At 22.1% G+C, this 24,553-nt stretch carries 30 protein-coding genes and 1 pseudogene; 25 read left to right on the top strand and 6 right to left on the bottom strand.

The annotated features are described in order from the left end of the window. Positions 1-29: 29 nt before the first annotated feature. The 7 genes from rsmD (at position 30) to thiI (ending at position 6,476) form a co-directional block, all read left to right on the top strand. Positions 30-587 carry a 16S rRNA (guanine(966)-N(2))-methyltransferase RsmD gene (gene rsmD, locus SPIRDC1_RS04700; RefSeq protein WP_174480778.1) on the top strand — a complete coding sequence of 186 codons (558 nt, stop codon included), beginning with the start codon at positions 30-32 and terminating at the stop codon, positions 585-587. 14 nt (positions 588-601) lie between these two features. Continuing rightward, entirely contained in the window at positions 602-1,180 is a 579-nt protein-coding gene (gene gmk / locus SPIRDC1_RS04695) for a guanylate kinase (RefSeq protein WP_174480777.1), read from the top strand. 190 nt (positions 1,181-1,370) lie between these two features. Next, complete coding sequence (locus SPIRDC1_RS04690; protein ID WP_174480776.1) at positions 1,371-1,877, top strand: hypothetical protein; 507 nt, start codon at positions 1,371-1,373, stop codon at positions 1,875-1,877. A gap of 213 nt (positions 1,878-2,090) precedes the next feature. Next, the gene (locus SPIRDC1_RS04685; RefSeq protein ID WP_174480775.1) at positions 2,091-2,765 is read left to right on the top strand and encodes a diadenylate cyclase; all 675 of its coding nucleotides are present in this window, start codon (positions 2,091-2,093) and stop codon (positions 2,763-2,765) included. A 2-nt stretch (positions 2,766-2,767) separates the two neighbouring features. Next, positions 2,768-3,541, top strand: coding sequence for a type III pantothenate kinase (locus tag SPIRDC1_RS04680; protein ID WP_174480774.1), 774 nt, complete (start codon positions 2,768-2,770; stop codon positions 3,539-3,541). 50 nt (positions 3,542-3,591) lie between these two features. Continuing rightward, entirely contained in the window at positions 3,592-5,280 is a 1,689-nt protein-coding gene (locus tag SPIRDC1_RS04675; protein WP_233214981.1) for a hypothetical protein, read from the top strand. A gap of 23 nt (positions 5,281-5,303) precedes the next feature. Continuing rightward, on the top strand, positions 5,304-6,476 hold the full coding sequence (thiI, locus tag SPIRDC1_RS04670) for a tRNA uracil 4-sulfurtransferase ThiI (protein ID WP_174480772.1): 1,173 nt from the start codon (positions 5,304-5,306) through the stop codon (positions 6,474-6,476). A 103-nt stretch (positions 6,477-6,579) separates the two neighbouring features. On the opposite strand, the gene SPIRDC1_RS04665 is transcribed toward thiI, so the two are convergent. After that, on the bottom strand, positions 6,580-7,302 hold the full coding sequence (locus SPIRDC1_RS04665; RefSeq protein WP_174480771.1) for an ankyrin repeat domain-containing protein: 723 nt from the start codon (positions 7,300-7,302) through the stop codon (positions 6,580-6,582). A 326-nt stretch (positions 7,303-7,628) separates the two neighbouring features. On the opposite strand from SPIRDC1_RS04665, the gene SPIRDC1_RS04660 reads away from it, so the two are divergent. From SPIRDC1_RS04660 to SPIRDC1_RS10495, 12 genes and pseudogenes are all read left to right on the top strand, one after another. After that, positions 7,629-10,691: a DNA polymerase III subunit alpha gene (locus tag SPIRDC1_RS04660; protein WP_174480770.1), complete on the top strand. Its 3,063-nt coding sequence runs from the start codon at positions 7,629-7,631 to the stop codon at positions 10,689-10,691. Between the two features lie 587 nt (positions 10,692-11,278). Continuing rightward, entirely contained in the window at positions 11,279-11,518 is a 240-nt protein-coding gene (locus SPIRDC1_RS04655; RefSeq protein ID WP_174480769.1) for a hypothetical protein, read from the top strand. A gap of 17 nt (positions 11,519-11,535) precedes the next feature. Beyond that, positions 11,536-11,658, top strand: a complete 123-nt coding sequence (locus SPIRDC1_RS10280) for a hypothetical protein (RefSeq protein WP_255495917.1) — start codon at positions 11,536-11,538, stop codon at positions 11,656-11,658. Beyond that, entirely contained in the window at positions 11,651-12,310 is a 660-nt protein-coding gene (locus SPIRDC1_RS04650) for a PD-(D/E)XK nuclease family protein (RefSeq protein ID WP_174480768.1), read from the top strand. The genes SPIRDC1_RS10280 and SPIRDC1_RS04650 overlap by 8 nt, the downstream gene beginning before the upstream one ends. Then, entirely contained in the window at positions 12,300-12,524 is a 225-nt protein-coding gene (locus SPIRDC1_RS04645) for a hypothetical protein (RefSeq protein ID WP_174480767.1), read from the top strand. The genes SPIRDC1_RS04650 and SPIRDC1_RS04645 overlap by 11 nt, the downstream gene beginning before the upstream one ends. Continuing rightward, positions 12,517-12,708 carry a hypothetical protein gene (locus SPIRDC1_RS04640; RefSeq protein WP_174480766.1) on the top strand — a complete coding sequence of 64 codons (192 nt, stop codon included), beginning with the start codon at positions 12,517-12,519 and terminating at the stop codon, positions 12,706-12,708. The genes SPIRDC1_RS04645 and SPIRDC1_RS04640 overlap by 8 nt, the downstream gene beginning before the upstream one ends. 9 nt (positions 12,709-12,717) lie before the next feature. Further along, positions 12,718-12,843, top strand: coding sequence for a hypothetical protein (locus SPIRDC1_RS10275; protein WP_255495916.1), 126 nt, complete (start codon positions 12,718-12,720; stop codon positions 12,841-12,843). Beyond that, on the top strand, positions 12,836-12,976 hold the full coding sequence (locus tag SPIRDC1_RS04635) for a hypothetical protein (protein ID WP_174480019.1): 141 nt from the start codon (positions 12,836-12,838) through the stop codon (positions 12,974-12,976). The genes SPIRDC1_RS10275 and SPIRDC1_RS04635 overlap by 8 nt, the downstream gene beginning before the upstream one ends. Next, on the top strand, positions 12,969-13,790 hold the full coding sequence (locus tag SPIRDC1_RS04630; RefSeq protein ID WP_174480765.1) for a RecT family recombinase: 822 nt from the start codon (positions 12,969-12,971) through the stop codon (positions 13,788-13,790). The genes SPIRDC1_RS04635 and SPIRDC1_RS04630 overlap by 8 nt, the downstream gene beginning before the upstream one ends. 604 nt (positions 13,791-14,394) lie before the next feature. After that, positions 14,395-14,652, top strand: a complete 258-nt coding sequence (locus tag SPIRDC1_RS04625) for a hypothetical protein (protein ID WP_174480764.1) — start codon at positions 14,395-14,397, stop codon at positions 14,650-14,652. A 3-nt stretch (positions 14,653-14,655) separates the two neighbouring features. Further along, positions 14,656-14,934, top strand: coding sequence for a hypothetical protein (locus SPIRDC1_RS04620; protein WP_174480763.1), 279 nt, complete (start codon positions 14,656-14,658; stop codon positions 14,932-14,934). A gap of 83 nt (positions 14,935-15,017) precedes the next feature. Beyond that, positions 15,018-15,426, top strand: a pseudogene (locus tag SPIRDC1_RS10495) (transposase); the annotation flags it as partial. A gap of 196 nt (positions 15,427-15,622) precedes the next feature. Here SPIRDC1_RS10495 and SPIRDC1_RS04610 read toward each other — a convergent pair. Continuing rightward, positions 15,623-16,048, bottom strand: coding sequence for a hypothetical protein (locus tag SPIRDC1_RS04610; protein ID WP_174480761.1), 426 nt, complete (start codon positions 16,046-16,048; stop codon positions 15,623-15,625). A 437-nt stretch (positions 16,049-16,485) separates the two neighbouring features. Then, on the bottom strand, positions 16,486-17,481 hold the full coding sequence (locus tag SPIRDC1_RS04600) for an IS3 family transposase (protein WP_174479968.1): 996 nt from the start codon (positions 17,479-17,481) through the stop codon (positions 16,486-16,488). Between the two features lie 138 nt (positions 17,482-17,619). On the opposite strand from SPIRDC1_RS04600, the gene SPIRDC1_RS04595 reads away from it, so the two are divergent. From SPIRDC1_RS04595 to SPIRDC1_RS04570, 6 genes are read left to right on the top strand one after another with little or no spacing between them, the layout of a single operon-like run. After that, entirely contained in the window at positions 17,620-17,886 is a 267-nt protein-coding gene (locus SPIRDC1_RS04595) for a hypothetical protein (RefSeq protein WP_174480759.1), read from the top strand. A gap of 3 nt (positions 17,887-17,889) precedes the next feature. Then, positions 17,890-18,240, top strand: a complete 351-nt coding sequence (locus SPIRDC1_RS04590) for a hypothetical protein (RefSeq protein ID WP_174480758.1) — start codon at positions 17,890-17,892, stop codon at positions 18,238-18,240. Between the two features lie 43 nt (positions 18,241-18,283). Next, the gene (locus SPIRDC1_RS04585) at positions 18,284-18,868 is read left to right on the top strand and encodes a hypothetical protein (protein WP_174480757.1); all 585 of its coding nucleotides are present in this window, start codon (positions 18,284-18,286) and stop codon (positions 18,866-18,868) included. Next, positions 18,807-20,036, top strand: coding sequence for a hypothetical protein (locus SPIRDC1_RS04580; RefSeq protein ID WP_174480756.1), 1,230 nt, complete (start codon positions 18,807-18,809; stop codon positions 20,034-20,036). Before SPIRDC1_RS04585 ends, SPIRDC1_RS04580 begins: the two co-directional genes overlap by 62 nt. Positions 20,037-20,040: 4 nt before the next feature. Then, a complete protein-coding gene (locus tag SPIRDC1_RS04575) occupies positions 20,041-21,510 on the top strand; it encodes a phage terminase large subunit (RefSeq protein WP_174480755.1) in 1,470 nt (489 codons plus the stop codon). 2 nt (positions 21,511-21,512) lie between these two features. Further along, on the top strand, positions 21,513-22,874 hold the full coding sequence (locus SPIRDC1_RS04570) for a hypothetical protein (protein WP_174480560.1): 1,362 nt from the start codon (positions 21,513-21,515) through the stop codon (positions 22,872-22,874). Positions 22,875-23,288: 414 nt separating this feature from the next. Here SPIRDC1_RS04570 and SPIRDC1_RS10490 read toward each other — a convergent pair. From SPIRDC1_RS10490 to SPIRDC1_RS04550, 3 genes are all read right to left on the bottom strand, one after another. Further along, positions 23,289-23,724, bottom strand: a 436-nt coding sequence (locus SPIRDC1_RS10490) for a transposase (protein ID WP_368668554.1), incomplete at its 3' end; no start/stop codon positions are given. Between the two features lie 134 nt (positions 23,725-23,858). Further along, complete coding sequence (locus tag SPIRDC1_RS04555) at positions 23,859-24,005, bottom strand: hypothetical protein (protein ID WP_174480752.1); 147 nt, start codon at positions 24,003-24,005, stop codon at positions 23,859-23,861. After that, a complete protein-coding gene (locus SPIRDC1_RS04550) occupies positions 24,005-24,199 on the bottom strand; it encodes a hypothetical protein (protein WP_174480751.1) in 195 nt (64 codons plus the stop codon). The genes SPIRDC1_RS04555 and SPIRDC1_RS04550 overlap by 1 nt, the downstream gene beginning before the upstream one ends. Positions 24,200-24,553: the final 354 nt, after the last annotated feature.

The raw sequence follows: 24,553 nt of genomic DNA, 5'->3' as shown, positions 1-24,553 counted from the left end.
GTTATTATAAACTAAATTTTGGAGAAAACATGAAAATTATTGCTGGAAAATTAAAAGGAAAAAAAATAATTACTTTAGATGGTTTATCAACACGGCCAACATTAAATCGAATTAAAGAAAATATTTTTAATATTATGTTAAATTATTGTAGTTTTGAAGATAAAATTGTTGTTGATTTATTTGCTGGAAGTGGTAATTTAATTCTTGAAAGTTTATCACGAGGGGCAAAATTTGCTTTTGCAAATGATATTAATAAAGCTGCTTGTAATATTATTAATCAAAATTGTTTTGCTTGTAATTTACAAGAACAAGTTAAAATAAGTAATTTGGATTATCAAATTTTTAGTAAAACACTAGTACAACAGTGTGATATTGTTTTTATTGATCCACCGTTTGCAAATATTACTTGTCAACAGTGAATTATTGATTTCTTTTATAAAAATAATTTACTTGCTAATAATGCTTTAATTGTTTTAGAAACAAATGTATCACTTGAAAATTTACAATTAAATTTCCATTTTAAAGTAGTATCTAATAAAAAATACGGTAAAATATATATTAAAATAATTCAATTTTATGAAAAGTAGAAAGTAGAATGTAAATGGCACAAAAAAAAGGAAAATTAATTATTCTTTCTGGACCAAGTGGTGTTGGTAAGGGTGCAATTATTGCTAAATTATTTGCTGATAAATCATTAAATTTAGCATATTCAGTTTCGATGACAACAAGAAAACCACGTAATAAAGAACAAGATGGCATTAATTATTTTTTTGTTGATGTATCAACTTTTTTAAATCATGTTAAAGGTAATGATTTTTTAGAATATACAAATTTTATTGGTAATTACTATGGTACTAGTAAGAGTTATGTTTTAAATTTGCAAAATCAAGGTTATAACGTTATTTTGGAAATTGAGGTTGATGGTGCTAGTCAAGTTTTAAAAAATTATGAACATCGCAATGATATTATGAGTATTTTTATTATGCCTCCTTCTTATCAAGAATTAGAACAAAGAATTCGTATGCGTGCTAGTGAGTCAGAAGTAATTATTGAGAAAAGGTTAAATAAAGCAAAAGAAGAATTTAAAGTTCAACATGAATATGATTATATTGTTATTAACGATGACTTAGATATTGCTGTTAAAAAAATAACAGATATTATTAAAAATAATATTAATTAGTTTTTGATTTGATAGTTTAGAATTAAATATTAAAAACATTTAACGATGTTAATTTGTATAAAAATATAATGGTATAGAAAACTATATTACAATAATTTTATAAACTTAATATCAAGTTTATTTTAAATCCTATTTCTTTAATTTTAAAGTAATAGATTTTTTTATTTAATTAGAAAAGGAAGATTAAAAGATGGGTTTAGCACTAAAGGCATTAGCCAGCTTAATAGCCTACGGTATTGTAATGCCAATAGAATTAATGATAAAAGAATTACAAAAAACAAAAAAGAAATGAAAATCAGAATTAGCAGTATACAAATCTACATTAGAAAATGATTTATCATATTTCTTGAAATCATTAAAACAATTAGAAACAGAACTTTTATCAGTGGAAAAAACAAAAGAAACATTAACAAAATTAAAAATATCATTATCACAAGTATTGGAAATATTAGAAAAAAAAGTATTAGATGCTAAAGAATTAAAAACAGCAAAATCATTAACATTATTAGTAGAATTAAAAGAAAAAGTATCAGCAGTGTTAAGAGAGATAACAATAGTAGAAGAAAAAATATCTTTATCAGAAAACAGTAAAGATAGTGATAATGATTTTTTAATAAAAGCAGAAGTAAATAAGAATTTATCAACATTATCCGTAGTAAATAAAAATTATGTTCATAACACTGTACCAAATTTATAGTTAATAAAGATAATTAACAAATAATAATTTTATAAACTTATATAAGATAAAATCTAAAATTATCAAAAATATTAGTACTCCTTTTAAATTTATTTTTAAAAGGAGTATTTTGTAAATTATGATAAGTTGTTATACTAATAATATCAAAAATAATTTTTTTACTTTATAATTAAAGTAGTGAAATCAAAAAATAAAGGAATGGTGGTATTTAATATGAGTGTATTACCGTTAAATATTATTTCGACTGTAATTTCAGCAGATATTGGAACAGTTATTGCTGAAATAGCGGTTTTATTTGGAATAACCATTTCTTTATTAATGACAATTCTTATTTTAATAGTTATGAATACCTTTATTCGTGGTAAAAAAGTTTGATGAACAACAAGAAATAAATCTCATATGAAACTACTAGCAACTTCAGAAAAAAGAATGTTAGCAAGTGTTTTAGCAGAAGCAGTGATTAAATTAGCAGAAGAAAAAATTGGAGCACTAATTACTATTGAAAGGAATGTTTCATTAAATGAATATACTGATTTGGGAGTAAAAATTGATGGTGAAGTAACTTCACAACTATTACAATCTATTTTTATTAAAGGTTCACCATTGCATGATGGTGCAGTTATTATTCGTTTAGGTCGTATTGAATGTACCTCTACTTATTTTCCACTAACTAATAAAAAAATATCTAGTCAATTTGGTTCACGTCATCGTGCTGCTATTGGAATATCAGAGCAAACTGATGCAGTATCAGTTATTGTTAGTGAAACTAATGGTTCTGTTTCAATAGCTCGTAGTGGTAAGTTTTTACAAGTTGAAAACTTAAATAATCTTGTTCGTACACTATATGATGAATTAGCTTCAACTAAAGAAATGGTTCAACAAGTATAATAATGAAAAGTTTGTTATTAGTAGATATTGGTAATACATTAATTAAGATTGCTATGATTAATGATAGTGAAATTATTGAACAATGAGCAGTAATAGAAACCAAAAGTAAAACTGCAATTGTTCAATTGAAAAAAGCATTTAAATTAAATAAAAAATTACATTTTGAAGAAGCTGTTATTAGTTGTGTTGTTCCAAATTTTTTAATAATAATAGAAAAATTAATTGTTTTTAGATATAATTTAAAACCGTTAATTGTTGATTTCAATTTACTAAGTTCTTTACCTTTAAAACTTAATTTAGAAAATCGTCAATTAGGTAGTGATTTGATAGCATTATCATATGCTGCTTATACTAAGTATCACAATGCGATAGTTGTCAGTTTGGGAACTGCTACTACCTATAGTGTTGTTGTTAATGATGTTTTGGTTGGCCTTATTATTGGACCTGGATTTAGTACAAGTAAAGATGCATTGATTGATAATGCTGCTTTACTTGTCGATTTTGAAATGCAACATTATCAATCAATGTTAGGTAAAAATACTAATCATGCTTTATCAATTGGTTATGGTTATGGTTTTAGTGCAATGATTAATAGTATAGTTGCTAGAATTCAAAATGAAACAAATATTAGTTTACCTGTAATTTTAACAGGGGGTAGTGTACCAATTTTAAAATCTTATTTTGATTTTTCTTATATTTATGAACCACAAATGTTATTTTTAGGTTTGGTTGATATTATTAAATATTTTAGAAGTAATAATAAAATAAAAGATTAATATCTTTTAATATATTTAAGATATAAGGAAAGGAGAATAAAACTATGTTGATGTTAATAAAAATTTATAAATTAACTAGTGCACAAATTATTATAATAACTATTATTAGTTTATTAATTTTTACTATTATAGTTTTAACAAGTTTATTAGTAATTTTTAGTTCGTATAAAAATAAACAATTTATGGTTTATAAAAATTTGCAATATATTCAAAATATTAATATTAAAGAAAGATTAAATCGTATTAATCAAATGGTACAAGCAAATGAACAATATAGTTCTATTTTAGGGATTTGAATTAGTCGTTATAATCTTTTTTTAAAAAAAGATTTAAATAAGGTTTTTAAAAATTATATTCAAATTTTAAAATTACAAAATAATAAAGAATTATGAAAAAGATATAAATTAATGTATAGAATGCATAATAAGAGTAATAATTTAAAAAATCAGTTGCAGTTATTAACAATTGAAATAGATTATTTTATTAGTATTGATCAATTATTACGAGAATATCAATTATTTTTTAAACAAAATTTTAATTATTTACAAGATCAAATGATCAAGATTAATTTACAAAACGATCTTAATCGAGAACAATTAGATGAAGTTATTAAAATAATTAATGATATGTTTAAAGAATTAGAAACAAATATTAATGCTATTAATGTTAGTCAAATTATTACTATTTTAAGTGAGATTGCGATTGCTGTTGTAACATTGGCAGAAATTTTAGATAATTTACCAACACTTCGTTATATTATAACATATGAAATTAAACAGAAAATGGCGGCCTTAAAAAATAAATATCAAATGATAAAAATAAATAATACTTTACTTTTACAATACGAACAATTAGTAGCAAACGTTGATGAAAAGTTAAGTTTTATTAATAAACAAATTAATAATTTACAATACAAAAAAGCTAAGGTTAACACTCAAGAAATATTAAAATTAATTGCCACTTTTAGTAATAAAATTGATAAAGAACAAATATTTTATAATATTTTTAAACAAAATTATGAAAAATTTTTAGTTATGAGTTTTAATTTTAATGAAATATTTGAAACTATTAAAAATGAAATTGCTCTTTCAAATAAAATTAATTCTAAAATGATAGAAAATAGCAAAAAAACTAACTTAGAAACTATTATTAATAAACAACTTGCTACTGTTAATCATTTTGATAATTTATTAATCATAGAACATCAAAAATCAATAAAAAATACTAGTTATGAAACATTAGTGATGTTATTAGCAGCATTATTTGAAAATAGTATTGTTGTTTTTAATAGTTTAAAAGAGTATAATAAATTGTTGAATGAACAAAATAAAGCAAAAATTAAATTTAAAACTTATGTTGATAAAATCAATTCAATGATGTTACAAATTGATAATATTTTAAATAATATTAATTTTTATTATTTAAATGAAATTTATAAAGAAAAGTTTAGTGATTTACAATATTTAATAAATGATACTATTTTAAATTTTAAAAATGGAAATTATGATAATTCTTCTTTTAGTAAATTTAATGATTTACAAAATAAAATTTTTCATCTTTATACTGAATTAAAAATGGAAATTACTATTCATAAATTATCACATTTAACTCTTGTTTATGCTAATCGTCATCGTTCAATTAATCAGCAACTTAATAGTAAATTTAATGAAATTGAAAATAATATCACTAATAATCATAATCAAAAAGCATTAACATTATTATTGGAATTAATGGAATAAATTTTAAAAAAGAGGAAAATTAAATGGTACCAATTATTATTATTCGTTATGGTGAATTAACAACTAAAAGTAAAAATCGGATTGATTTTATTAAACAATTAAAAATAAATATTAAGTATGCTCTTAGTGATTATAAACAAATAAATATTATTCATTTTCATGATCGGATGGAACTAACTAATTTATCTCTTGACGTAATGAATGATGTTATTAATATTTTGGTGAAAATATTTGGCATTAGTTCATTATCACCTGCTTTTAGAATTGCTAAAAATATGGAAATATTATCAGAAAAAGTAATATCATTAATTTTAAGTCAAGATCTAACAAATTTTAAAACATTTAAACTTTTTGTTAGTCGTAGTGATAAGAGTTTTTCATTAAATTCAGAACAAATAGTTAAAATTATAGCTTCTATAATTTTAAAAAAAACAGATTTAAAAGTTAATGTTACTAATCCTGATTTAAAAATAAATATCAAAGTTAATAAGGATGATATTTATTTATTTGCAAATAAAATTATTGGTGCTGGTGGATTTCCAGTAGGTAGTTCAGGGAAAGTGTTATTATTATTGAGCGGTGGTATTGATTCCCCTGTAGCAGCATATAAATTAATGAAACGAGGATTACAAGTTCAATATTTACATTTTGCTACTCCACCTTTTACTTTACCAACAGCATTAAAAAAAGTAGAAACTTTAGTTCAAATTTTAGCACCTTATAATGCTGGTAGTAAAAATTTATATATTTGCAATTTTACTAACTTGCAAAATGAATTAAGTCATATTAAGAAAGAAAGTTATCGTATTACTTTAATGCGTAGAATGTTTATTAGAATTGCTAGTTTATTTGCAGAAAAATATAAAATTCAAGCATTAGCAACTGGTGAAGCGATTGGTCAGGTTGCTTCACAAACATTAGCAAGTATTAATGCTATTAATATTGTTAGCAATTTACCAATTTTGCGTAGTTTAATTGCCGAAGATAAAGTTGATATTATTAATCTTGCTAAAAAAATTGGTACTTATGAAACATCAATTTTACCATTCGCTGATTGTTGTTCATTATTTGTTCCCAAAAACCCTGTTACACAACCAAAGATTAAAGAATTTGAACTTTTAGAAAATGATTTAAAGCAAATAATTGATTGAGAACAAATTTTAATAAATAGTTTTAAAGATATTGAAAAAATATAAATAAATTTATTAATAATTTAATATTTTTATTAAATGCAGTTTATTTACTTTAAATAACAAAAAGAGTGAAGTTTCACTCTTTTTGTTATTTTTTAATAGTAAACTATAAAATATTACAATAAGTATTTTGATTACTGGTTGAAGTTTGATTTTGTAAATCAATTGCATTTATTTCATTTACTAATAATTTTGTTTTTTCAATTCTTTTATTGAATTCATTTAATTTTTTCTTATCAATTTCTAATTGAGCAAGTTTTAAATTTATTTGTAATTTTTGATATGGATTTGGTTCTCTAAAGTCAATATTGGTTGTTATTTTTTGTACTTCATTTGCTAATTCTTGAAGAGATTTAACTTCAAAATTATTTTTATTGGTTGTAACATTAAGAATAGTAGGTAATCCAAATTTATATCGTTGCTTTATTTCTTGTTCATAAATTTCATAGGCTAATCTTTCAACTATTTTTGGGTGTTTGTTTTTAGCAGCTATTGTTAAAGCTGTATCACCATTTTCAATGGTATCTAGTAAAAGATTAGCATAGTTATAATAACCATTTGTTTTTAAATATTTGGCTATAATTATTTGTCCATTAATATTATTTAATATTCAAGGATCAGGTCTATTTTTAACTACATGATAAATATTAATACCATTATTTATTAAGATATTAACTACATCTAAATGACCATTTTGCGCTGCTCATATTAAAGCGGTTATATCATCGCATATATAATTAACATTGCCACCATTTTTAATAATTTTTTTAATTACTTGTAGATCACCTATTTTAGCAGCTTTTATTAAATTAATATTTTGAATATCCATTTTTTTCTCCTTATTTGATTAAAAATAACAAACTCACTTACTTTAAAATGAAGTAATAAGTTGAAAACTTGTATTAAGTTTATGCAGATTTTAACATATTATTGGTTTTAATATGTAAAAAAATATATTATAATTTTTTCCAAATTATTTATTATTAATTATTGAAAAAATAATGTTTATTTTTTTATTTTATTTCTAAAAAAGTTTATTTTAAGTGTTTTAAATAGTTTTGTATTAAAAACAATAACTTAAAAATAACCTAGCAAGATAAAATGATGTTAAAATTAACTTGTAATATAAGTCATTCAAGAATTGTAGGGGATAGTATGAAATATATAGTTAATTTAAATGTTCGTTCTAATTATTCATTTCTTTCATCAACTATTAAAATAAGTGATTATATTGAATTTGCTGACAAAAATAATTTAAAAGTTCTATCTTTAGTAGATAAAAATATAATGTATGGTGCTTATGAATTTTGTAATTTATGTATAGAGAATGATATTAAACCATTAATTGGTTTAAATTGTGTTTGAGAAAGTGCTACTGATAAAGTTGAATTAACTATTATGGCAACTTCATATGCTGGTTATCAAAGATTAATAGAACTTTCTACTATTATTAGTACTAATAATAATATTGTTACTACTAATGATGTAAAAAAATATCTTAATCAAACACGTGAAGTTTTAGTTATTATTCATGCTAATAATAAAAATATTAGATATATTAAAAATAATTATGATATTTTAAATTCAACAGGTCATGAATTAATTTATTTTGGTTTAGTACCTAGTGATATGGATAATATTACTTTATTAAAATCGATTACATCTAATATTATTCCAATTGATTTGGTTTTATATTTAGATGAAAAACAACATCGTACTTATCAAATTTTACAAGCTATTAAAGAACAAAAAACATTAAAATCAGAAGATTTATCAAAAAGTAATGAGTTTTTATATAAAACTAAACAAGATTTAATGCAACATTATCCAAATGAAATTATTGAAAATATTGAAAAGGTTATTTGATTATGTAATTTAAAATTTCCTAAAAATAAGCCAAATAGTGCAGAATTAAGTTTACCAAAATTTACTTGCCCTAATAATCTTACTAGTAATTTATATTTGCAAGAATTATGTAAACAGGGATTAGAAGCGCATTTTCAAAGTCGTGAAATTCCTGAAACATATGTTAAAAGAGTTTTATATGAATTACAAGTAATTAATGAAATGGGTTTTGCTGATTATTTTTTAATTGTTAATGATTATGTTAAATTTGCAAAAAGCAAGAATATAATGGTTGGACCAGGTAGAGGAAGTGTTGCTGGTAGTTTAGTGGCATATGTTTTAGGAATTACTGGTGTTGATCCTATTGCTTATAATTTAATTTTTGAAAGATTTTTAAATCCAGAACGAATATCATTACCAGACATTGATATCGATTTTGAAGATACAAGAAGAGATGAAGTTATTAATTATATTCATCAAAAATATGGCAAAGAACATGTTGCATATATTGTTACTTTTCAAACAATTGCTAGTAAAATGGCAATTCGTGATTTGGGAAGAGTTTTTCAAGTTAATATTGAAGATATTAATGAAATGACAAAATTAATACCAATTCAATATAATTTTGAAATAGATATGGCTATTAAACAATCACCAAAATTAGCATGATATGCAAATAAGTATCCTTTATTGTTTACTTTAACCAAAGAAATTCTTGGTTTTCCACGACAAACTAGTACTCATGCAGCAGGAATCGTTATTACAAGAGCACCGTTAGTTACTGCTATTCCATTACAACTAGGATTTCAAAGTATTTATCAAACGCAATTTCCAATGCAAATCCTAGAAGCTCTTGGTTTAATAAAAATGGATATTTTAGGATTACGTAATTTAACTATTTTGCAAAATATTTTACAACAAGTAAGCAAACATTATTTTTTAAATTTAAAATTATCTCAAATTCCTTTAAATGATGAAAAAAGTTTTAACATTATTAAAAATGGTGATACAACCGGTATTTTTCAATTGGAATCTTCAGGAATGCGTCAAATTTTAATTAAAATGAAAGTTGATAACTTAGAAGATATTATTGCTAGTTCTTCTTTATTTCGTCCTGGACCACAAGAATACATTCAAGATTATATTAATCGTAAATTAGGAAAACAAAAAGTTACGTATATTCATGAAGATTTAAAACCTTATTTAGCATCAACTTATGGCATTATTATTTATCAAGAACAAATATTATTAATTTTACAGAAAGTTGCTGGTTATTCATTGGGAAAAGCTGATTTAATTCGTCGTGCAATTAGTAAAAAAGATACTACAGTTATGAAAGAACAAGCAAACTCATTTATTAAAAGTGCTGTTAATAGAGGTTATTCACCAAGAGTTGTTAAGAAAATATGAGAAGATATTGAAAAATTTGCTGGTTATGGATTTAATCGATCTCATGCTGTCGCTTATTCATTAATTAGTTATTATTTAGTTTATTTAAAAGCAAATTATCCATTGGCATTTATGGTGTCGTTATTAAGTAGCGTTATTGGTAATGATCAAAAAATGTTACAATATTTGAATGAATGTCAAAAATATCAAATTAAAGTTTTACCACCATCAATTCAATTTTCTGACATTGATTTTTTAATTGATGGTGCTAAAAAAGCTATTCGTTATAGTTTACAAGCAATTAAGCAAATGAGTCAAGGTAGTTGTAGTAATCTTATTAAAGAACGTACTAGTAATGGATTTTTTCAAGATTTTTTTAACTTTTGTGCTCGAGCAATATTTATTGGTTTGAATCGTAAAAACATTGAGCATTTAATTGCTGCTGGTGCTTTAGATGATATTCAATCAAATCGAACAATGTTATTATTAAACTTGGATGCTGCATTAGAATATGCCAATATGGTGCAGGTAAAAGATGAAACTAGTGGTGAATTATCATTAAATTTTAATTTAATTCCTAAACCAATTATGTTACAAAGAGAAGATGATTGAAATAATAATAGTATTAATGAACATCGTGCATTAGGACTTTATTTAAAATATAATCCTAAATTACTATGAAAAAAACAATTAGATCCTCATAATAAAGCTATTGATTTAGCATATATTAATAATTATGTTGATCAACATGTTAGAGTATATGGAGTTATCAATAATATTAGAGTAATTAAAACTAAAAAATTAATGGCTTTTTTTGAAATGCAAAATGACAGTAATATTATTGAAGTAACGGTTTTTGAAAAGTTATATCAAATATACCAAGAATATTTACAAGTTAATAAAGTAATTTTAATGGAAGGAAAGGTAGAAATTTATAATGATAATATTCAGTTAATTTTATCAAGAGTAATTAAAAATTTATAGTAAGCATATAATTTTATCTATGCTTACTATATTAAATAATAAATATAATCAATAGTCTTTAAATTTCTTAGTTTAACTTATAATAAATAAAAAATTAATGAACATAGTAATTATTAATAATTTCACAATTTTCAATAGCATCTCAAAAGTTATTATCTACTTTTTTTATTTTTAAATAAATATTTAAAAAGATTAGTAATATAGTTATAAAGGGCGCATAACTTTAATGGATAGATTCATAAAATAAAACGGATAACAAAGAACGATATAACTATCGTTCTTTTTTTTGTTAAAAGATTAAAACTTCATAAAACTGTCGTAGAAGTCTAATAGTGAGTACTGCATGTAAATGCTTCTATATCAGAATAAAAGAGCATTTAATGTTAAGCAAGTTAAAATGTTACACTGTATCGCTTAATGTAATTATAGATTAATTTGAATAGCCTTATTATGGCTCAGTAAAGAACCCATTAATCTATATTAATAATTACATTTGTATTATTTAAAAAATAGGGGGTTTTATATATAAATACATACCTCATTAACAATATCATAACACAATAAAAAAAATAAAGGAGAAATTAAAAATGAAATATGCTTATTTATTAAAATATAAAGTTAATTATGTTTATGAAACAAAATATAAATTATTTTCTACAATTGAAAATGTTATTAATTTTCATAAAAATTATAAACATCATATATTAACTGGCAGTTATAATAGTCAAAAAAATCAAGAACCAGCATTTATTACACATTATGAAATATTAGTAATGGAATTAGATATAAATTTAAATAATAAGGAATTAAATGAAAAACTTAATTAATGAAAGGAACAATATTTATGGAATATAGAGAATATAGAATGAATGGTTCTTGTGATAGATGTAGAAAAAAATCTTCTTTTGGTAATAGATTATGTAATAAATGTTTTTGAATATTAATAGGTAGAAATAAATATGAGTAAATTCTTTTTTAAAAAAGAAACTCATCAATATTTTTTAGATGATAAAGAATTAATATCAGTTTCTAGAATTATTGATAATTATTTAGGTTTTGGCTATAGTCATATATCACCAGAAATATTAAAAAATGCTTCAAATCGTGGTAAATGAGTTCATAAACTTAATGAATTATATTTACAAAATATTAATCAAGAAAATATTATTAATAATTTATTAAAAAAATTAAAACCAGTAACTAATAATATAAATTATTCTTATTGTAAAAAATCACTTATATTTTTACAAGAAAAATTTAAAAATAAAAATAATTATGAATTTATTATAGAAAAACCTATTGTTGATAGTGTAATTGCCGGAACACCAGATTTAGTTTATTTAGATAAAAAAGAAAATAAATATTATTTAGTTGATTATAAAACTTATGCTTGTATTGATGAAGATAAATTAAAAAGAATTAAATTACAATTAACTGCTTATTATTGAATGATTAAAAGTGGTCAAGTTGGCATTAATATATCAGATAAAACTTATGTTTATTTAACTAATAAAAATGTTCAAGAAGAAATTGAAATTCAAATAACGAATGAATTATTACTTGAATGATTTAAAGCAAAAACAAAATATTTTAAAGGAGAAAATAAAAATGGAATATAAATTGGAATATTGTAAAAATAAAAAATGTAATTTTAATGAATTATTAGTTAAAAATCTTAATGCTAGAATTGAATTTTTAGAATATCAAATTGAAGAAATTAATTTAAATCAATTAAATTTATGAGAATTAGATGTTTTAAGAGGTCAAATTAAAGAATTAAATATTTTAAAAAATAATATTAAAGAATGATTGAGAAGAAATAAAAATGATTAATGAAAAAACAATTAAAGAAAAAACTATTTATTCTTGTAATTCAATTGAATTTGATAAGTTACCTAAAAAATTAGATAGTAATCAAAATAATTGAATTGTTATTAATAGTCATTTAATACTTAATCCTAGTAAAAATATTGAAGTACATTTAGATAATAGATTTAAAACAATTAAAAAATGATAGGAGTAACTTATGGATAAATCAATTTTAATTTTATTAAAACATATAGGAAAAATTAATAAAAAATTAGATGAAATTTTAAAAATATTAAATGCTGAAAAAATAATTTGAGATGAAGGAGAAGAAAATAATGAATAAAGAAAAAATAATCGCTTGTATAAAAGAAAGAATAGATTTTTTAAATAATGTATTAAGACAAGATTCATCGAAACTTTATGAATTAGAAAATTGAATTAAAAGAATTGAAAGAGGTGAATTTGATAATGAGTAATAATAAAAATGAATTAAAAATTCCTAATTTTATTAAAAGTAATAAAGAAGAATATGTAAAATTTAGAAATTATTATGAAATGATTATAAATTCTAGTAAAGATTTAAAAAATATGAATACTCAAAGTTTAATTAATGCATTAATTAATTTATATAAATTAAATCTTTCAATTAATCCTATTAAAAAAGAATTAGCATTAATTCCATATGGTGATGAATTACAATTGCAAATTCAAGAAGATGGTTGATTAACATTATTACAAAGAACTGGATTAGTAATGGATTTTCAAAGAGAAAAAATAACATCAGCACATAAATTTAATAAAGAAAATAATAAATGAGAAATTAATCCAGCATTAATTTTTGAAAGAAAAACTATTACTACTATTGGTTATTATTGTTATATTTCTCTTTTAGATAAAAATGGTAAAGTTAATAATTTTTATAAAGGTATGACAGTTGAAGAATGTCAAGAATGAAGAAAAAAATTTAGTAAAACTAAGCGTGAAGATAGTCCTTGAAATACTAGTTTTGACCAAATGTCTTTAAAAACAGTAGTTAAAGCATTAATTAGAGAAATTAATAAAACACCAATTATAGTATTAAATAATCAAGATGATATTAATTTAGCACTTCAATTAGACCAAGGTGTAGTAATTGATGAAGAAACAATTGCTTATAAAGATAATACTGGTGATGAAATAAAAATTATTAATTCAAATAATAATATTGATAATACTGATATAAATTCTACTTTATCTAAATTAAAAGAATTAGAAAAAGAAGAAGAAATTATAGAAAATTTTGAGGTCTAGTGAAAGGTAAATTTAATATGAATAAAGAAAAATTAATTATTTGAATAAAAAAACAAATTAGTATTTGTTTATGTGATTCTTTAAAAGAAGCCGGTAAACTTACTGCTTATTATAAAGTACTTGAATTTATATAAAAAGGTGAATTTGATTAATGAAATTATTTTATATCTTATTAAGAATATTAATTTTACCAATATTTTTATTATTATCTTTAATCTCTATTCCTTATAATTTACTAGCATTTATTTTATTTGGAAAATTTAAAATTCAGTTTGAAATGACATGAAAAGAGGAGAGTAAATAATGCCTTGATGAGGAATATTATTAATAGTGATAGCAACTACACCAATAGCAATCATATTATTATTTTGTTTAGTTGCTCTTATTTTAGGAGCAATAGCAATAATAAAAGATTAAATAAAATGATAGGCATTTGACATATAACCTGTTTAACTCCTATTTTTATTTAAATATGTCAATGTAAGTCCTAAATTTTATTTTATACAGAACGAAACTATAGAATTATTAAAATTTGGATAACATTATAATTCTATAGTCCACCGTAGTAAACGGTGCTGATGAGTTCATAAAAGGATGTGAAATAATGAGAAACATTAAAACTGAATGATTTTATAATGAAAAAAGTCCTAAAGAAATAATATGTAAAACAGTAAGTTTATTAAAAAATAAAGAAGATGCTTTATGTTATTTATTAGCATTAAATTTATATCCAAAATTATATCCACAAGATATTTATTATTCATGAATATTAGAAAATAATCAAACTGGATATTTAATTATTGTCGGTAATAATAGAGATACTATTGGAAATATGAAATTTAAATTTATAAAAAGAGAATAGAAAATGCCAAATACAGAAAACTCACAATCAAATTATACTTTATTAAAATTAATAAGAACTGGAATTGCACCATTAAGTGCAATGATAGGAACATCTTCATATTATGGTCAATTAATAGATAATCCTATTTTAGGAAGTATAAATGCTTTATTATTTAGTAAAAAATTAGGAATTGATATTTGAAATTTAAATCAAATGCCAAGTTCAAAAACTAAATTAATTAATAGTAGTAAAAAAATATTATTAGGATTAGGAACAATTGGTTTAGTTGGGAATGTTTAGTAATCTGTGTGACTTACAAAAATAACTATGTTTAATTAATTCTAGTAAATATAATTTATATATCTAGAAAGAGTGAGTTACAGATGGCTAAAAAAGATAATCTTAATAACAATGATCCAATATCAAAAGCAGTAGATTTATTATTAGAAAATACTGAGGATTTAACAACAGTTTTTAAAGAGGGAGGCTTATATAAAGAATTAACTAAACGATTGGTAGAAAAAATGTTGAATTCTGAGATGCAAAATTATTTAGGACACGAAAGAAATCAACGCAGTAATAATGACAATGTTCGTAATGGTACAACATCAAAAAAATTAATAACTCAACAAGGTAAAATTGAAATTGATCTACCAAGAGATCGCAATAGTAATTTTGAACCAGTAATAATCACAAAAAGACAGAGAAGATTTGATGGTTTTGATCAACAAGTTCTTTCACTATATGCAAAAGGTATGACTTTATCAGATATTAGAATGCAGTTGCAAGAGTNATCTACTGCTTTTGATATTGGATCATTGTTATTAAGATTATCTTTTTTAGCCATCTGTAACTCACTCTTTCTAGATATATAAATTATATTTACTAGAATTAATTAAACATAGTTATTTTTGTAAGTCACACAGATTACTAAACATTCCCAAATGGTTATTTTTAAATGTAATAAAATAAATTTAGAAACATAATTTTAATGAATGTAATAATTATTGATTATTTCACAATTTTGAATAGCATCTCAAAAATTATTATTTTTTATTTTTACTTTTAAACCAATAATGAAAAAAGTTAATGATATAGTTATAAAAAATAAAATTGGAAGTAAAAATAAAACCAAAAAAATTCCACTTTGTAATTCAATTCATTCATAATAATTTTCTTTAATATGATGAGTTCCAAAATTATAAAAATATTTTGCAGAATGCTCTATGATAAAACTTAATCGAAAGTGTTTTAACAAATCAAATCCATTAATACAATTTAATTTTTTGTTTAAATAAAAAAGATTAAAATGACTAAAATCTATTAATATTAATCCTATAATTAAAGTTAAAATAGTTAAAATAAATAATGATACAGTTATTAACTGTAATTTTTTAAGTGCTTTATTTTTCATCTTTAAATTCTCCTTAACTTTATTTCATAAGTTTAACACTTAACAAACTTAATTATAAGTATTTTAGTTGCAATAAATTTAAAAAAATAGTAATATAAGTGTACAATTTCATAAAAATCCAAATTATTTCTTGTCTAAAATTATAATAAGACTATATAAGATTTAATTTATTCCGGATTTTTGACAATCTCCCATATTTTTTTTATGGTTCACAAGATACTAGTGTAATTTATCCAAATAATATTAATGTACAAAAAACTATGCATTTTATTAATAAATTAGAAAAAGGTTTTTTTAAATTAAAAGAATATAAAAATTTATCTAAAAATGAAATAGGAAGTAATCAATGAAGATATGAAAGAAAACAATTATTAAAAAATTCTTTACATAAAAGAAAATATATANCTAAATACTGGACCACTTTTGGATAGACAGTTTTAAATTTTTATTTGTGAAATTGGTGGTTTTAGAAATTTAGAATGTATTCTTTCGTAATTATAAAACATAATATATTGGTTTACATCATTTATAGCTTCATTGAGAGAAAAATATTGATTTGAACCTTTAGGTAGTCATTCTTGAGATAAATGAGAAAATCAGTTTTCAGATATTACATTGCCACCAATATCATAAGGTTGTTTTTTGCTTAAAATTATTTGCTTATCAGCAGCTCAATTTGTGATGTCTTGACAATAAAATTCGTTGGCGTTATCTGAGTGTAAAATAACGTTTTTTACTTGGTTTCAAGAGAATTGTTGATTTATTTTTTCAAGTGCAGGAAGAATTAAATCTTGATAGGATTTGTTTGAACATGTATTATAGCTTACAATATTATTTGAATAAAAATCAATAATTACAAAAAGATATAATCAACCTTCTTTAGTATTTATTTGTTTAGTGTCCATTGATCAAATTTGATTTGAAGAGGTTGTACTTTTATAATCTTTGTTTACTTTATCCATTGTAGGTATTCACTTATTTGGATTTTTTTTGTTTTTAGGATAGTTATTTTTAGTTTGTTTTAATCCTTGAAGATTGTGATCTTTCATAATTTTTCGCATTTGTTTTGTTGATAATTCTAGATTTAAAATAATATGTTTGTATTGTTTTAATCATTCTTTAAATGCTGAAAAAATTCGTAAATAGCCATAAATTTGTCCTTTTCTTGTAAAATGAAATTCAAGTAAAAGTTGGCATAATTCTTGATATTTATGTGTACAATTACTAATTTGATTTTTTTCTTTTTTAATAGGGTTTTGTTTGTTTTTTACAAAATAATATGTTGATCGGTTTAGTTGAAGATGTTGGCAAAGATATCTAATTGAATATTGGTTTTTGCTATCATCAATAATTTGAATTTTTTGTTTGATATTTAACTTGTTAATTACTAATGCTATTTGTTTAATTTTATCCATTATTAAAAATCCTTTCATGTCAAAATTAGTGTTAATTGTATAACACAATTGTTTTTCGAATACATTCAAGTTTTTTTTAAATTAATGGTCTAGTAAAAAGGGCTAAGTAGCTTTTTTACAATAACACCTTGATTAATACCTAAAATACCAATAGAAATGGGAATAGGTAATTATACTAATCAATATAATTTTACTTGACCTGACCATTTAATATTAACTTTATTTCCTATGTTTGGTCATATTGGATTAAATTTAGTAACTAAATTAGGTAATTATGGAAAATTAATTAAATATGCATTGATAACAATACCAATTATTATTACAAGTCCATATTTAATATATCAATATAAACATATTAGAAAACATAAAAAAGAATGTCATTTATGTAAACAACATTCAAATAAAATACAACTGGAGGAATAAAAAATGAATTTATCAAAAGAATTAATAACAGCAGTATTAAGTGGAGCATTAGCTAGTGGAATTATAGTTACTATTGTTTTATTATTTTTATCAAAAATTATTAAAAAATCAAAACAAAATAAAATATCAAAAGAATTAAAAAGAGATAAAGAAATTCAATTTATTATTGAAAATATTAAACAAATAAATTCTCAATTACAATTAGAAACTACATCAGTTGCTAAATTACTTGATAGTTTTAATAATGATAATGAAAAAGATGAAGTATTTAAAAATACTATTATTAGTCAAAGAGCTTCTAAAAAAGAATTATCAGAAAAAGATAAGAAAAAAGCAACTAAAGTTGGAATTTAAAGGGTTTAAATACCCTTTATTTTACATTAAGGAGTAAATTATTATGGCTATTAAAGACCCATTAATGTTTATAACAATTGAAGAATTTAAAAATTGAAAAGGTTTTAATAAATTAGAATTTGATGATACTACAACACCAGATAATGAAATTTGATTTGCTATTTCAGTTGCAAGTAATAATATTGATTATTTAAGTGGATATTCTATTTCAAAAAAATGACCAGAAACTACATTAACAGAATTTACTGATGAAATACAAACTGCAACTACATATTATGTTAGATTTTTATTAACAAAAGATAGTAATTATATTCGTGGTCAATCAAGTATTAGTCAAGGTGGTATGACTTATAGTGAAAATAATCCTACTGACCCTTATTTTATTGTTCCAGAAGTATTTAATTGTTTAAGAAAAATTAAAGAATATCCAAATATTACTGGATTTAATCTAAATGTTTTACCTAAAAGAAATGATTTTTTTAGTAATTTTTATAGTAATTATGGTGAAGATAGTCCTTTTACAAGATATGTTGAAATTACAAATTTAAAATCAAGTGACCCAAGAGTTGAAATTAAAAAAAATACATCAAAAAAATATTATTGGAACAATAGTTGACATTGATACTAGTGGTATTAAAACAGATATTGATAATTCATTATGAGAAGTTGATAAAGATAATATTAATTTTGTTAAATTAAAAGATGATAAAGGTATTGATGTTAATGGTAAAAGAATTATTGATGTTGGTACTCCTACATTTTTAAGTGATGCTACAACTAAAGAATATGTTGATAAAAAGCAAGATAAATTAATTGCTGGTGAAAATATTAAGATTGATGAAAAAACTAATACTATTAGTGCTTCTGGTGGTAGTGGTCAATCATTATGAGAAACAGACCCTAATAGTCCAAATATTATTCAACCTAAAGAAAAAAGATTAATTACTGCTAATAATAAAAGAATTGTTTATATAGCAGACCCTCAACAACCACAAGATGCTGTAAATAAAAGATATGTTGATAAAAACTTAGAAAATAAAATGGATAAAGAAAATTGAAAAATAATAGGTGAAAGTATAAATAATCGTGAATATAATAATTTTAAACTTTGATTTGATAAACTTTATAGGGTACTTATAATTTGAGAAAAACCACCATTTAATCAAGTAAATACAAGAATTATATTAGAATTTAAAACTGGTAAATATTTAGGTGGTAAGGCTGGTGATAAAATTTTTCTTACACAAGGAGAAATTGATGGAATTGAAGCAAATTTATATTTAGTTGTAGTAAATGCAAATAATTTTAAATTAATTATAGAAGGTGGTAATGAAAAATATGGAAATATATTTTCGTTAGAAGAATTACAAAATACTATTAAAGTTAATATTTTACCTTTAAATATTATTTCTAAAACTTTAAATATAAAATTACTAGAAAAAGATGCCTTTAATATTGAATTAAAAGATATTCCACCAACACCAAGTCCAAGTGGTTCAAATTGAAAAGAAGTAGGAACAAAAGTTAATATAAATCATATTAAATATACTTTTAAATCAAATACTAAATATAAAATTTATTATAATTTTGAAAGTCAATCAAGTAATAAGAAATTTGCTTTTATGTCTAAAGAATTTTTATACGGTGAGTTGAATACTGATGTTCAAACATTATATTGAGATAAAGTTAATGAGAGAATAATAATTTCTTTACAAATGCAAAATGATACCATTGCTGTTGTTAGTAACCCTACAAGATATGGTCAACTTTTAAAATTAGAAGAATTACAGGAATAATATTATGAATAAAGAATTTACTTATTTACATGAAATTAGTTATTGATTATTAAATAAAAGTGATTTTACTCATAGTGAATATAATTTAAGTGGAAGTAGATATTCAAGTAAAACATATAGTATTGCAGAAGAATTAGCAATATTACTTGCAATATCAATTAAAGTTAATAAATCAATTGCTATATATTGTTTTAGAAAATTAAATAAAGATATTAATGAATTAACAAAAGAAATTGATGAAGCTTTAATTAATATTGGTTTTGATTATAAAGATTTTACTTTAAAATATCCAAATAAACAAGCAGATTTTCGTTTTAAAGGTAGTAAATCATTTATTAGAGTTATGGGTGTATATAGTAATAGTAATGATAGAATACCACTTAAAGGGCTTTCTAGAAGTGAAATAAAAGGTTTTGATTTAGCAATTGAATGATGTGAAGAAGCAAATGAATTTAGTCAAGCAGAATTTCAAGCAATTACTTTTGCATTAGGTAATGCTAAAAAAACTATTAAAATTAGAAGTTGTAATCCAGATAATATTTATCAATATTTTATTGAATATATGAATAAACGTGTACCTTTTAATTTAGATTTAATGAAAGAAAATAATGAACAAATTAAATCAATAGAAGAAAATCAAATGTTTAAATTATTTCATTATTCAAATTGAAAATTAAATGAACATAATTTAAAACAAGATAAAATTAATGATTTAGAAGAATTAAAAGAATTAGACCCTATTAAAGCACAAAGTTGATATTATGGTGTACCTAGTGTTTTAACTGGTTCTATATTTGCAAGATATTTAGATAAACTTAAAACTGAATTAGATTTTAATGTTAATGAAATAGTTGGTGGTTTAGATTTAGGTTTTGCTACAAGTTCACAAGCACATCCTACTGTTGCTGTTTTATGTTTTATTGGTGAAAATGAAAAAACTAGAAGAATACATCAAGAAAGTGAATTTTATCATAGTAATGCTATTATGAAATTTAAAGATACTTATGAATTAGCAAATAATATTATTGATTATTATTTAGATGAAAGTATTAAATTTCAAGCAATGAAATTTGGATTTACTTGTTATGTTGATTATGGTAGTGGTGGATTAGCAGTTATTGATATTTTAAAAAAAGAAGTAGAAAAAAGAAAAATAAATTGATTAAATTTTACTCCAGTAGATAAAACTACAATGTATTTAAGAGATAGAATTGATTGAGATACTATTTGTATGATTAAAGGTATATTAAGTATTAATTGAAAAAGATGTTCTAATACACATGAAGAATTATCAAAAATGCAATGATTAGCAAAATCTAAATTAGAAAATTCAAATAATGAACCACAAATGCTTGATTTATATGATAATTGTTGAGATGCAAGAATGTATGCTTCAATGCATAAAATGAAATGATTAATTAATAATATTAATAATGAATTATTAATTAATAAAAATAAATTTGGAGAGTGATAAAAATGAATAATCCATTAGAATATCTTTCTTGTAATAGAAGAGAATGATATAGTGATATTCCTATGAGAATTGCTCAAAAATCAACTAAATTATGATTAGGTAAAGGTTTATTATTTGATAGTGAAAAAGATGAAATTTTAAAATATTTTACTAATAAAATTATTAGTGATAAATGATTTGAAAAATTATATAAATTTGGAATTCAAGAAAGTTTACTTGGAAAAGTATATATAATGCCAATTATTTATAAAGATAATAGTACAAGTTTAAAAGTATTACCTAATTCATTTGCTGGTAGAGTTGCTAAATATAATGAAGAAGAACAATGTGCAGAATTCTTTTTTATAAATGAACAAGCAGATAGTGCAACTTTAACTTGAGTAATTGCTGAAAATGGAAAAATAAGATTTGAAACTTATAAAAATGATAATAAAAATGAAAAAGAAATTATTTTAGGAACAGCACATACAAAATTAAAACCTAATTTAATACCAAAATATAGTTATGAAATTAAAAATCCTTGAAATTATTTACCAATATTAGAAATAACAAATTTACCAATGGTTAATTTTTATGGTAATTCAACAACATTAAATGCATATCCAGATACTTATCCAGTTTGAAATTTAATTGAATATTATCATAAATCTTATACTCAAAGAAATGTTGATAGAGAATTAAATGTTACAACTTTATTTGGTGCATTTGATAATGAAACTGTTAAAAATATGATTGAACATGGAAAAATTATTGATAATCCTAAAAAAAATATTGTAGTTAATGTTGGTACTGCTGGCTATAATAAATCTGGTGCTGGTGGTATGGAAGTTATACAAGGTGATTTTAAAGCTAGTAATTATATTTTAGATAAAGATGATTTAGGTAAAGATATATGAAATGGTGCTGGATATGATTATAATGAATTTTCTGGTGTAAATTATGAAAATAAAACTAAATCATTATTTAATAATAAAAATGATATGGAAACAACAGAAACTAAAATAAGTCATTATTCATATTATTTTTATAGATTTTTTGATATGTTATTAATTTATGAAAAATTATGAAATGGTAAGGGTGATAGACCTTATAGTTTTAAATTTTTACCTATAGCAATGACTGACCAATTATTAAAACAAGAAATGATTAGTCAAAGATTAGCAGATAGAACAATGTCATATACACAAGCTATTGCTGAATTAGATGAAGTAACAAAACAACAAGCAAAAAAACATTATAAAGAAATAATGGAAGAAGATAAAGAAGAAATAAAATTATTAGGAGAAAATGAAAATGATACATCAACAAATTCAATTAATGAAACATCTACATCTTCAATTAAAAAGACAACAATTGCTAATTAAAAGATGTAGTTATTGAAAAATATTTCCATTTGTTATTAATAATGGAGCAATTCCTTTAACTGAAACTGGTTATAAACCAATTAATAGTAAAATTAGTGATTTTGGACAATATGAATTAATATTAACTGGTACTACTCCAGTTGTATGTATTTGAAAAAATAGTACAAAAATATATCAAAAAAATAAAGGTAAAATTAATGAAGAAACACATAAAGTTAATGGTCAAGATGAATTTTATACAAAACAATATAAAATAGGAGATTATTGAAATGCTTATTTAATTGATGATACAAGTGGTGTTGATTTTAGTAATTTACCAAATAATCAAATATTTAAAACAGTACAAACAAAAAGACAATATACTTTAGTAATGTTTGAAGAACATATTACAATTGATGATTATTTACAATTTTNTTTCGCTAATATCTGCGCCATCATATAACTCTTGCAACTGCATTCTAATATCTGATAAAGTCATACCTTTTGCATATAGTGAAAGAACTTGTTGATCAAAACCATCAAATCTTCTCTGTCTTTTTGTGATTATTACTGGTTCAAAATTACTATTACGATCTCTTGGTACATCAATTTCAATTTTACCTTGTTGAGTTATTAATTTTTTTGATGTTGTACCATTACGAACATTGTCATTATTACTGCGTTGATTTCTTTCGTGTCCTAAATAATTTTGCATCTCAGAATTCAACATTTTTTCTACCAATCGTTTAGTTAATTCTTTATATAAGCCTCCCTCTTTAAAAACTGTTGTTAAATCCTCAGTATTTTCTAATAATAAATCTACTGCTTTTGATATTGGATCATTGTTATTAAGATTATCTTTTTTAGCCATCTGTAACTCACTCTTTCTAGATATATAAATTATATTTACTAGAATTAATTAAACATAGTTATTTTTGTAAGTCACACAGATTACTAAACATTCCCGATTATCAATAAAATACTGATGTGTTTCTTTTTTAAAAATTAATTTACTCATATTTTTTTTCTACCTATTAATATTCAAAAACATTTATTACATAATCTATTACCAATTGAAGATTGTTTTCTACATCTATCACAAGAACCAACCATTCTATATTCTCTATATTCCATAATTATTAATCCTTTCATTAATGTTTTTCTTCTGTACAATGCATATCAACTTCTAATACTAATATTTCATAATGTATAATATATGCATCTTCTAATAAATGATGTTTATAATTTTTATGAAAATTAGTAGCCTCTACAAAAGTGCAAAAGGCTTTATATTTCGTTTCAAATGTATAATTAACTTTATATTTTATTAAATAAACGTATGCCATATTTATTTTTCTCCTTTATTTTATTTATTGTGTTATGATATTGTTAATGAGGTATGTATTTATATATAAAAGCCCCTATTTTCTTAAATAATACAAATGTAATTATTCATTAGATTAATGGGTTATTTACTGAGCCATAATAAGGCTATTCAAATTAATCTATAATTACATTAAGCGATACAGTGTAACATTTTAACTTGCTTAACGTTAAATGCTCTTTTATACTCATATAGAAGTATTTACATAAAGTACTCACTATTAGACTTCTATGACAGTTTTATGAAGTTTTAATCTTTAACAAAAAAAAGAACGATAGTTATATCGTTCTTTGTTATCCATTATTTTATTAATCTA

The sequence above is a fragment of the Spiroplasma endosymbiont of Danaus chrysippus genome (assembly GCF_902809815.1).
Taxonomy (GTDB): domain Bacteria; phylum Bacillota_I; class Bacilli_A; order Mycoplasmatales; family VBWQ01; genus Spiroplasma_E.
Note: the sequence above shows the minus strand (reverse complement) of the source record. Positions and strands in the feature narration are given on the sequence as shown.